Origin of the sequence: Pseudoalteromonas prydzensis, from assembly GCF_011050055.1 — a bacterium.
GTDB lineage: Bacteria > Pseudomonadota > Gammaproteobacteria > Enterobacterales > Alteromonadaceae > Pseudoalteromonas > Pseudoalteromonas prydzensis_A.
Window position 1 is genome coordinate 1 of record NZ_DRGM01000042.1, and the last position, 11,630, is coordinate 11,630.

The following is an 11,630-nucleotide window of genomic DNA, read 5'->3' on the forward strand; positions in this document are numbered from 1 at the left end:
CTGATTTAGTTGTATCTCGCTTAAATAACGCCATGGCTATTTTTCTCATGACGTTAAACACAAGCGGTCCTTGCTTCTTACGTATTCTCGATTCATCTTCCCTAAAATTCATATCCAACATCCAATGCATACTTTCAACCTGCCAGTGGCTACGTACCGCATTGAGCGATTGCTCTGCATCTAGTGCCAACGAACTAATATACCAACGGGTTTCTATAGTGTCTGTACCCGCCGATTTATCGTGAACTTGTGCGGTGACTTGAATAACACTCTTTAAACCATACCATTGGTAAGTTTTGCCTAACCAACTTTTATCAATAAGTAATTGCTGACAAGTTCTTGTTTCAATGCGCCCATGCCCTGAGCTGATTTCGGCATGTTTATCATAGTTACTCTTGGTTAATCCTTCGCGCTCATTCTTATGCCACCAAGCTTATAATTCAATCTGCATACCCGAGTGGTTGCCCTTTAGCGCCAGAATATAATCCGCTTTCTGCTTAATTATTTGTTTAGCAATTTCTTGTTGGCACCCCATTGCATCAAGCGTGATAATACTATTTTCAATATCCAACAGGGTAAGTAATTCAGGAATTGCGGTGATTTCATTTGTTTTGCTATCAACGGCTGTTTGCCCTAACACTAATTGGTGTTGGCAGCTCCATGCGCTGACGGTATGTAAGGCACTTTTTCTATCTTTGGTTGTAAATGAACGACGTGCTGTTTTTCCATCAATGGCAATGATATCAGCACCAGTGGTTTCAATAAGTGATGATATCCAAGATTGAAATGAATGCTCTATTTCATCTGATTTTAACCGACAAATGACACGGGCAATGGTGTCGTGTCTTGGGATACCCTCTTTGAAAGCGCCATATTTTTTTAACCAATCAAGTTTTAGATGCCCAAAATCTTCAATATCCTCCCATCCTTCTGCGCCGGAGAGTACAGCACTAATGGCTAAGAGGAGAATATCGATAAGTTCATGCTTTTTACAGCGTTCAATGCGAGGATCGGTAATTGAATCAAAGTGTTTCAGAAAAGTAGCGCTCATATTAAGTGACCAAGGTGATTATAATGCCTTGATCTGATCGCTACTTGTTCTAGAAGTTCAATTTATAATGATCTTGCCGTGGATTGTCCTGTATAAACTACTTAATTTGATTGACTTGAGTGGGTTTCTTGACTACCATGTTTTTTAAAATTTTGATGTTAGAGTAAAAATGAAAAATACTTGGATTAGTTTGTTAGTAGTACTATCGATTGCATTGCAGTCGTTTGCTTCTGTGGCTAATTCAAATGAAAGTCATCAGATTGACTCTCTACATATTCAAACAGAACATTCCCATGATAGTGATGATATTGAACTTTTCGATGAATCATCTGACACTGAACATAATATTAAAGATTGCCATCATTGTGGTCACTGTCAAGGCACTCACACACAGTGGGTTGCCAGTAATAAATCTACACTACAGACCCCTAAACTTATTATTACAAATCAATATTTTTATGCTGATCATGTAGATAAAATATTCACTGAAGAACCTATACGCCCTCCAATCGTTTAATTTAGTTTTAAAGCTATATTCGTAACAAATTTATTCTTAACTAGCGCTTAATGTAGCCTAGTTGGTTTAGTTGCGGCATTTTATTATTAAATTAAGAGATTATTATGAAATTTTTCTCAGCAAAATCTGCTGGAATCGCATTATTTATCGGCTTTTCAGCAAGTTTATCTGTTAGTAGCTTCGCTTTTGCTAAGCCAACGCTATCGAGTGACTGGCTCGATCGGCAAATCAATAAACACCCTGATATTGTCTCAGCACGTGAACTCATGAATGCTGAATTTTCCAAAGCACAGGGCAGTAAGTTACCACTTTACAACCCAGAACTATCGACAGGTTACGAGCGTGAAGGTGACGGAAATAATTACAATATTGGTATTAGCCAAACGATTGACTTGTGGGATAAGCAGGCTGTTAATGCTGCTATCGGCGATAAAATATTAACGGCGGCCAGTAAACAATTCACTTATGCGATAGAGCAGAAAAAAGCACAAGCCTTAAAAGCACTTATTAATTGGCAACTTGCCATGGATAAGTCGTCACTTGCTTTTGAACAAGAGCAACAGTTAGAAATCTTGCTTAAAATTGTAACTAAAAGGCAGAAAGCTGGCGATCTTGGTCAGGTTGATGCTGAGTTAACTTTCTTGAATTTGTCGCAAATGCTTAATAAAACGGCCCAAATACAAGCACAGTTAACACAAGCTCAAGCCAAAGTTAATGAGTTATTGCCTGATTGGCGTCCTGATACACAAGCATATCCAGAGCAGGGCTTAGGCGTTACAAACTTTCAAGTAGCTGAGCAGTGGTTAACGCAGCACCCGCAAGTATTAGCCTCTCAAGCACTGTGGCAAATGCAAAAAAGTAAAGCTCAATATGCCATGCTTGAAACCAAAGCCGATCCTACCATTGGAATTAGTGCCGGAAAAAATGATGTCGATAATGTTGTCGGAGTTACTTTTTCTATGCCGTTAAATATTCGTAATGATTACCAAGCTAATGCCAAAGCACAAAACCAACAAGCTATTGCCGCAGAAGCAAATTTTCGTTCAGTAATGCGTAAGCAAAAGTATTTGATACAGGCAAGTACTGCCTCACTAATCTCTAATAAAAAATACCTTGGCCGTTGGCAACAGTTAATGCAAGGACGCGGCGAACACAGCGCGCAGTTATTGCAAAAACAATGGCAAGTAGGTGATTTAAATACCTCGGATTATTTATTGGCATTACAACAAAGAGCGGAAGGTTTATACGCGGGCATTGAATTACAAGCCCAGTTCAAAATAAGCGAAGTGCAATGGCTACTCGATGTAGGCCAATTAAATGCGGCAACTAAGCTATTAAACTAAACCTATTATATCACTTTACGCGGCTTGATGAGCGTGAATTGTTACAGAATTTGGAATTAAAAATGAAAAATAAAATAACTGATAAAACATCTCATAAAATAGTGAAAAAAATAAAACTCATTACCCTAAGTAGTTTATTTACTGGCTTAGCTGTCGTGTCAACTACGGCATTATCATATAACGATGCCGCTCTAGAAAAAACGCCAGCAGTAGAGCAATCCATCGTATTAAAAACTGACCATGATCATGACTCTGAAAGTGAAGAAGTGCATGACGAAAGTGGTCATGAACATGGTAGTGATGAAAGCAAAGACGACCATGCTGCGGAGGAGAAATCTGATGACGGTCATGACCATGGTAGTGAAACAGCGAGTAAAGAAACAGCTGAAGAAGAACATGAAGAAGGCATAAGTTTTAGTCCAGAAAAAATGGCACTCGCCAATATCAAAGTGACTAACTTAAAGCCGGCAATTTTTGCTAAAAGTATCTATGCACCAGGAGAAATAAAAGCGAACGGTTATACCAGTTACATTGTCTCTTCACGTACTGAATCGGTAGTGATCAGTCGTCATGCTATTTTAGGTGAACATGTGACTAAGGGTCAGTCTTTAGTTACCTTATTTAGTGAATCAATGGCCGAAGCACAAGCACAATATCGTGTTGCTTACAGTGAGTGGCAACGAACTAAAAAATTGGGCCTTGGCACCGTCAGTGAAAGCCGCCTATTAGCCAGTGAAACAGATTACATTTCAGCTTATGGTCGATTAACTGCCTTTGGTTTAACCAAAGCAGCCATTAAAGATATTGTAAAAAACAACTCATCAAATCTTGGTGAATATACCTTAGTCGCTCAGCGCTCTGGTGTGGTTTTAAGTGATGATTTCTCTCAAGGACAACGTGTGCCTGCCGGTGAAAAAATCATGGTATTGGCTGATGAAAAAGACTTATGGGTTGAAGCGCGTGTTTCGCCAAATAAAAAATTAAGTCTTCCTATTGGCACCATTGCAAAAGTTGAGTTTGCCGGGCAAGTGCATGTTGCCAAGGTCATTCAAGAAGCACATACCATTGATCCAAGTACGCGTACCCGAATCGTTAGACTGTCGGTTGAAAATACTGATGACAGTTTGCATTCAGGCATGTTTGTTAATGTAAATTTTCAGTTTGATACGCAAAGCCCTGTAATAGCAGTACCAGAAACAGCATTAATGCGTGGTGCCGATGGTGATTGGACGGTATTTGTTGAAGACCATTCTGGTGAATTTAAAGCCGTTGAAGTTGAATTAGGTCAGCCATTAGGCAATTACCGTCAAATTATCGGTATTGAGCCTAATACCCGTTTGGTAACAAAAGGTGCCTTTTTTGTTGCGTCAGAAATAGCAAAAGGCGGATTTGATCCGCACGGCCACTAGGGGAATAAGATTATGTTTAATAAAATGATTGATTGGTCGATCAATAATCGACTCTTAGTAATTATCGCCCTAATTGCTACTATGGCAGGCTCTGTTATGGTGATCCCAAAACTAAATTTAGATGCTTTTCCTGATGTAACCAATGTTCAGGTAGCGGTTAATACTGAAGCACCGGGCTTAGCCGCTGAAGAAGTAGAGCAGTTAATAACCTATCCCATTGAAGCAGTAATGTATGCGTTGCCTGATGTAGAGCAAGTACGCTCTATTTCAAAAACGGGTTTATCGGGTGTTACTGTTGTCTTTAAAGGAGGCACAGACATCTACTTTGCTCGCCAGTTAGTATTTGAGCGTTTACAAGCGGCAAAAGAGTTAATTCCGCAAGGCGTGGGCACACCAGCAATGGGACCTAACACCTCAGGTTTGGGTCAAGTTTTTCAGTATTTGTTAATTGCAGATAAAGATTCTGGTTATGATTCTATGACCTTAAGGAGCTTGAACGATTGGATAGTAAAGTTATTGGTTATGCCGGTAGATGGTGTTACCGACGTCTTATCTTTTGGCGGCAACGTCAGACAGTATCAAGTCAACATTGAGCCAAGTAAATTATTATCATATGAGTTAACGCAAGACGATATTGTTACTGCACTCGATAACAACAATGCCAATGTTGGCGGTTGGTACATGAACCGTGGACAAGAGCAATTAGTTATTCGTGGCACAGGTTGGTTTAATAGTGGCGAAGCAGGTTTAGCTGATATTAGACAAGTACCGGTTAAAACGGTTGATGGTACTGTGGTGACTATCGAAGATGTAGCCAAGGTTTCGCTGGGTAGTGAAATACGCCAAGGCGCAGTTACTATGACGCGCAGAGATGCACAGGGTAACATTGAAAACTTAGGTGAAGTGGTTTCAGGTATCGTATTGAAACGTATGGGCGCAAATACTAAAGCGACAATCGACGGTATAAGTGCACGTATTCCAATGATCAACCAAGCACTACCTGAAGGCGTACGTTTTGAACCTTTCTACGATCAGGCAGATTTAATTACTAAAGCAGTTGATACTGTAGTGCAAGCATTAGCGCTGGCATTTATATTTATCGCTATCGTACTTGCTCTGTTTTTAATGAACTTACGCGCAACCTTTTTAGTGTTAATTTCAATTCCTATTTCAATCGCTATCGCCTTAATGGTGATGTCTTGGATAGGTTTATCGGCAAACTTAATGTCGTTAGGTGGTATCGCTGTTGCTATTGGTATGTTGGTTGATGGCTCTGTTGTGATGGTTGAAAACATGTTCAAACACCTTAATAGACCTGATTCAACACATTACAAAAATGCGCAAGCGAGAACGTTAGGCACAGATGCTGATCCCCACGATGTAGAACATGATAAAGAAGGCATTCCTCTACGATTAAAAGAAGCAGGAAAAGAAGTTGCACGCCCGGTATTTTTTGCTGCCTCTATTATTTTAGTGGTATTTACACCGTTATTTAGCTTTGAAGGAGTGGAAGCTAAATTGTTCCAGCCGATGGCTATCAGTATTATTTTAGCGGTTATTTCGGCTATTTTAGTGGCACTGTTTGTGGTTCCAGCCTTAGCAACCTTTATGTTTAATAAAGGCGTTAAAGAAAGAGAAAGTTTTGTCTTAAAACCATTAGATAAGCTTTATCGAAAAGGCCTCAAAGCCGCGATGAAACACACGAAAGTAGTTATTATTGCTTCATTATTGTTACTTGTGGGTGCAGCATCTTTAATACCTCAAATAGGGACTGAATTTGTACCAGAATTAGAAGAGGGTACCATTAACCTAAGAGCAACATTAGCGCCATCAGCAAGTTTAGAAACAGCCTTGTCGGTTGCTCCAATTCTTGAAGAAAAGTTAATGGAGTTCCCCGAAGTTGAATATACCCTAAGTCGAATTGGACGTGCTGAAATCGGCGGTGATCCTGAACCAGTTAATAACATCGAAATTTACATTGGCTTAAAACCTGTTTCAGAATGGACAAGTGCCAAAAATCGCGTTGAATTACAAGGTTTAATGGAAGAGAAACTTGAGCAATTCCCAGGGTTATTACTTAACTTTTCACAGCCCATAGCGACTCGTGTAGATGAATTACTGTCAGGAGTTAAAGCGCAACTTGCCATTAAATTGTTTGGACCAGAATTAGATATGTTGGCGAGCAAAGGTCAAGAAATTGAAGCGGCAATCAAACAAATTGATGGCGCAAGAGATGTAGCCTTAGAGCAAATCGCTGGTGAAGCACAGTTAGTGATTAAACCGAAAAGACAGCAATTGTCACGTTTTGGTTTGTCAGTTGGCGATGTCATGGAAGTGGTTAAAAACGGTATCGGTGGCGTTAGCGCTGGCCAAATAATCAATGGTAATGAACGTTATGATATTTATGTTCGCATTGAAGAAAAATACCGTGATAACCAAGAAGCTATTGCAGATCTGAGAATACAATCACCTACGGGTGCTTGGGTACGTTTAGGCGATATTGCTACCGTCAGTTTTGAATCTGGCCCACCACAAGTGCGACGTGATGATGTACAGCGACGCGTGGTAATTCAAGCCAATGTTCAAGGTCGAGACATGGGAAGTGTTGTTAGCGACATTCGTGCAGTTATTGATAGCAAAGTAGATTTACCTGCAGGTTATTCTGTAGTGATTGGTGGTCAATTTGAAAACCAACAACGTGCGCAGCAGCGACTATCAGTGGTAGTGCCTCTATCATTGGCACTAATTGCCTTGCTACTTTATTTCGCCTTTGGCTCTGTTGGTCAAGCGATGCTTATTTTAGTGAATGTACCCTTGGCCGTTATAGGTGGTATTTTCTCACTGTATATTTCAGGTCAATACTTGTCAGTGCCAAGTTCAGTCGGCTTTATCACTTTGTTTGGTGTCGCCGTGCTTAATGGTGTAGTCATGGTAGAAAGCATTAACCAGCTGGTAAAAGATGGTATAGACACCTCAAAAGCTGTTTTTGATGGGGCAGTATCTCGTTTACGTCCAGTATTAATGACCGCCATTACTTCTGCGTTAGGTTTAATTCCAATGCTGATGTCCAATGGAGTTGGCGCTGAAATTCAACGACCACTGGCGAGTGTTATTGTTGGCGGTTTGGTTACTGCAACGTTACTCACCTTGTTTGTGTTACCGGTTTTATATGCTTGGTTCTCAAAAGCCAAAATCAAAGATCTTAGAGACTAACGCGCTAGATAACTTAGTGACTTACTCATTAACTTACAAATTAATAAAGTAAGTAACTAATTTGATAGCACTATAAATCGCTACTAGCTAAGCTCTTGTCAAAAGCAGGGCTTAGCCAGTCATTTTCACTCGATGCAGAGATTCAATAGTAGGCTTTTATTAGCTTCGAATTTTTGCATCCTAAATTTAGGGAATAATGATGAAAAAGCTGTCGTTTTTCAATTATTCGCCAAACCTCCTTATTATCGCCACCGTGCTATTTATTATAGTGACGGGCAATTCTACATTTTTTGAACAAGTTAATTCGGTATACCCGTGGCAAGATAATCAAGGTTTTATTATCGCGCTGACTCTTGTGGTAATGAGTGTATTAACCATTATTGTGTCATTTTTCAGTATTATCATTCCCGTTCGAATAGTACTGAGCAGTCTTTTACTCTTATCTGCCATGGCTGGTTATTATACCGATAGCTTTGGCACCATCATTGATAATGTAATGATTCAAAACATTGCTGAAACGAATATCGATGAAGCAACTGACTTACTGTCATTTGAGTATTTTTTAACTGTTTTGTTGTTAGCCATAGTACCTATAGCTTGCCTTTTTATGGTCAAAATAGATAAATCGTCATGGACAAAAAACTGTTGGCTACAAATAAGTAATACCATCATGGCACTTGGTGTAATTACTGTTTCACTTTATATTTTTAGTGCTCAATTCACTAATTTCTTTAGAGAACACAAGCCATTAAGATTTTACTTAAATCCTATCTATCCCATTTACTCTACGGGATTTTTCCTCAAGGACGTGCTTGAACAGCAAGAAAATAACGAATTTTTAATGGTAGTAAACTCTGCCAATGATATTGATAAAGAGTCGCATAAAAAACTCTACATTGTCATTGTCGGTGAAACTGTCCATGCGGGTAATCTTTCTATAAATGGCTATAAACGAGAAACTACACCATTATTAGCTCAAAGAGATGATTTAATTAGTTTTGATAAATTCTATGCTTGTGGCACATCAACCGCGATTTCGGTCCCTTGTATGTTTTCATTCGATAACCGAGAGTCATTTGATAATAAAAAAGCACGGCGAACACAAAACGTATTAGATGTTATTTCCAAAGCCGGGGTAAGTGTCCTTTGGCGAGACAATAACTCTAGTTCAAAAGGCGTCGCAGATCGTGTCGAATACCAAAATTTCAAATCACCTGAGCTAAATTCAGTGTGCGATATAGAGTGTCGTGACATTGGTATGTTAGACGGTTTACAGGGGTATATTGATGATCAAGAAGGTAGTGTACTCATAGTGCTTCATCAAATGGGCAACCACGGCCCGGCATATTACAAACGATACCCCAAAGACTTTGAGAAGTTCACTCCTGCCTGTCAAACAAGCGAACTCTCCGCCTGTGAAACTAGCGAAATTGTTAATGCGTATGATAATGCCATTCTCTATACCGATTACTTTATCAATGAAACCATTAATTTATTAGAAGAGAACAATACCAACTTTGAAACTGCCATGTTTTATATTGGCGATCATGGTGAATCGTTAGGTAAGAACGGACTCTACTTACATGGTATGCCTTACATGCTGGCGCCTGAAGAACAGACTCATGTACCTTTAATTGCTTGGTTCGGCTCTTCATCACACGTTGATATGGAAAGTACGGTCAAACAAAGTAAAAAAGAAAGTTCTCACGATGCTTTTTCTTTTTCTTTACTACATGCGTTAAATATCAGCACAGATATGTCATTGCCTGAAAAAGCGCCATCACCACTATTTGTTACGCAAGAGGAAGAGTAAATGTCAAATAATAACCATACGCACAGCCATGCACATAACCATGACGGAAAATTAAGCATGGCAGTATTTATCAATATTTTACTTACTGTGGCCCAAGTTATCGGCGGGGTTTTATCAGGTAGTTTATCCTTGATTGCTGATGCGCTTCATAACCTCAGTGATGCAGGCGCTATCGTTATTGCGATTGTTGCGAGAAAAATTGCAAGAAAACCCGCTAATAGCCAAATGACTTTTGGTTTTAAACGGGCTGAAATTATCGGGGCATTAATCAACAGTACTACCCTTATTATTCTTGGTATATATCTCATTTATGCCGCAGTTGAGAAGTACTTTAACCCTCAACCTATTGATGGTTGGATTGTTGTTTGGATTGCGACAATAGCCTTAGTGATTGATTCCATAACCGCGTGGTTGACTTATCAAGCAGGCGCGAAGAATAACTTGAATCTCAGAGCGGCATTTATTCATAATTTATCTGATGCCTTTGCTTCTGTCGTTGTCATTGTTGCGGGTAGTTTGATCATTTTATATCAATGGTATGTTGTCGATTTATTGGCAACCATACTTATCTCGGTTTATGTGGTGTACCACGGTATTATTTTAGCTAAGCAAAGTATTCGTATTTTAATGCAAGCGGTCCCCGTTGATATCGATATCGATAAGATTTGTAAGGATATCGAATCAATGGAGAATGTTGAAAAAGTAAGACACATTCATGTGTGGCAATTAGATGATAGCGAAGTGTATTTAGAAACCAGTGTTAACTTAAAAACGATGGAACAATTCCAAGATCTTAAGCCAATTAAAGATTTGCTCGCAGCTCAATACGGTATTCACCACTCGACCATAGAAGTGGTAGTAGGGAACACCTTGCAAATGGAGAATTGTTTTGAACTTGAGTAAACACCTGCTTTATTCAATGTATGCATTAACGCTTATTGCTTTTTTATTTGAAACAACAAATAGCGATATTTGGCTTCAAAATTTGTTATTCAATGCATCCAACCAAACGTGGTTAATTGATAAATATGAAGAGCCTTATCGTTTTATTTTTTACTTGTTGCCTAAATACAGCATTATTTTGTTGGCACTGTCGCTCATTGCTTTTTACGTTATCGCTTGTAGACGCAAGTACTCTAAGCACTTTCAAAAGCGATTATTAGTGGTTATTTTCTCTTTGATGTTAGTGCCGTCAGTCATCGGCGGTTTAAAAGCAACAACCAATGGTGCTTGTCCTGCGCAGCTTGAACTATATGGCGGCGATGTCCCTTATGTTAAGGCGTTTGAATTAATGCCTGAATCGTTTGAGTCAACTAAAAAGTACAAGTGCTTTCCTGCGGGTCATGCCAGCGGTGGTTTTGCCTTAATGTCATTATTCTTTTTGTTTTATCGTCCGAAATACCAATGTATTGCGATAGCGTTTGCTGTTTCTACTGGCTGGATTATGGGGAGTTATAAGATGGCGATAGGTGACCATTTTTTAAGTCACACACTAACAACGATGACGTTGTCATGGTTAATCATTTGTTTGATAGCCGCGGTAGTGTTTCGTACCTTACACTTTCCTAATTCCAAACCTAATGCTAAGAATAGCCAACAGGAGCCAATCAATGGGTACTAAGCAAAAGCCGACGGGAATAAAACGAATATACCTAGCAGCGGGGCATTCACTCAGAGCGTTTAAATGGCTGATAGCAAATGAAGCAGCGTTTAAACAAGAATTCTGGCTGTCAGTTCTTCTCGTTGTGGGCTGTTTATTCTTTCCATTTTCACTTTTTGAGTACGTGATTCTTTGGTGCGCTTTATTATTCGTATTGTTGGCAGAAATCTTCAATACCGCTATTGAGGCAGTAGTCGATAGAATTGGCGCGGAAATTCATCCGCTGTCAGGTTTAGCGAAAGACTTAGGCTCTTTGGCTGTGATGGTGAGCGTTATCATCGCAACTTTAATATGGGCTGGTGTATTTATTCAGCACTTGAGCTTATGAAGTGTAAATGTTATTAGAATGTATAATAATTCAAAAATATATTTAATCTAATACTCTATGTTAGACAATTAAGAATATTTTCAGCCATGTCCGCTATAGATCAAAAAATACAAACATTTTTAGCCAAAACACTCAAATAGTAACTTCTGCTGTAAGCGTATAGCTAACGACACCTAGCCTTGCTTAATATTCCAAGGTAGCAGTGGCTCAAGGTTACTTGGCTGCTCTGCAATATGTTGCAAGCACATTGAGATGTAGTCATGCACTACAAGATCATTTGCCTTTGCGGTTTCAAC

General features: G+C 39.3%; 9 protein-coding genes and 1 pseudogene. 8 read left to right on the forward strand and 2 right to left on the reverse strand.

The window, feature by feature from the left end:
• Positions 1–1,051: pseudogene (locus ENH88_RS03660) on the reverse strand (ISAs1 family transposase); the annotation flags it as partial.
• A gap of 169 nt (positions 1,052–1,220) precedes the next feature.
• Between ENH88_RS03660 and ENH88_RS03665 the strand changes: the two are divergent.
• From ENH88_RS03665 to ENH88_RS03700, 8 genes are all read left to right on the forward strand, one after another.
• The gene (locus ENH88_RS03665) at positions 1,221–1,568 is read left to right on the forward strand and encodes a hypothetical protein (RefSeq protein WP_010554760.1); all 348 of its coding nucleotides are present in this window, start codon (positions 1,221–1,223) and stop codon (positions 1,566–1,568) included.
• Positions 1,569–1,672: 104 nt separating this feature from the next.
• Positions 1,673–2,911: a TolC family protein gene (locus ENH88_RS03670; protein WP_002962885.1), complete on the forward strand. Its 1,239-nt coding sequence runs from the start codon at positions 1,673–1,675 to the stop codon at positions 2,909–2,911.
• Positions 2,912–2,973: 62 nt separating this feature from the next.
• Positions 2,974–4,320, forward strand: coding sequence for an efflux RND transporter periplasmic adaptor subunit (locus ENH88_RS03675; RefSeq protein WP_002962884.1), 1,347 nt, complete (start codon positions 2,974–2,976; stop codon positions 4,318–4,320).
• 12 nt (positions 4,321–4,332) lie between these two features.
• Positions 4,333–7,533, forward strand: coding sequence for an efflux RND transporter permease subunit (locus ENH88_RS03680; RefSeq protein ID WP_002962883.1), 3,201 nt, complete (start codon positions 4,333–4,335; stop codon positions 7,531–7,533).
• 196 nt (positions 7,534–7,729) lie between these two features.
• On the forward strand, positions 7,730–9,346 hold the full coding sequence (locus ENH88_RS03685) for a phosphoethanolamine transferase (RefSeq protein ID WP_238142582.1): 1,617 nt from the start codon (positions 7,730–7,732) through the stop codon (positions 9,344–9,346).
• Positions 9,347–10,249: a cation diffusion facilitator family transporter gene (locus tag ENH88_RS03690; RefSeq protein WP_002962881.1), complete on the forward strand. Its 903-nt coding sequence runs from the start codon at positions 9,347–9,349 to the stop codon at positions 10,247–10,249.
• Positions 10,236–10,967 (forward strand): phosphatase PAP2 family protein, encoded by a 732-nt coding sequence (locus ENH88_RS03695; RefSeq protein WP_002962876.1) that lies wholly within the window; start codon positions 10,236–10,238, stop codon positions 10,965–10,967. Before ENH88_RS03690 ends, ENH88_RS03695 begins: the two co-directional genes overlap by 14 nt.
• Positions 10,957–11,334 (forward strand): diacylglycerol kinase, encoded by a 378-nt coding sequence (locus ENH88_RS03700; protein ID WP_010554758.1) that lies wholly within the window; start codon positions 10,957–10,959, stop codon positions 11,332–11,334. Before ENH88_RS03695 ends, ENH88_RS03700 begins: the two co-directional genes overlap by 11 nt.
• A gap of 173 nt (positions 11,335–11,507) precedes the next feature.
• Here ENH88_RS03700 and ENH88_RS03705 read toward each other — a convergent pair.
• Positions 11,508–11,630: transposase domain-containing protein (locus tag ENH88_RS03705; RefSeq protein ID WP_304179645.1), on the reverse strand; the 123-nt coding region annotated here is incomplete at its 5' end.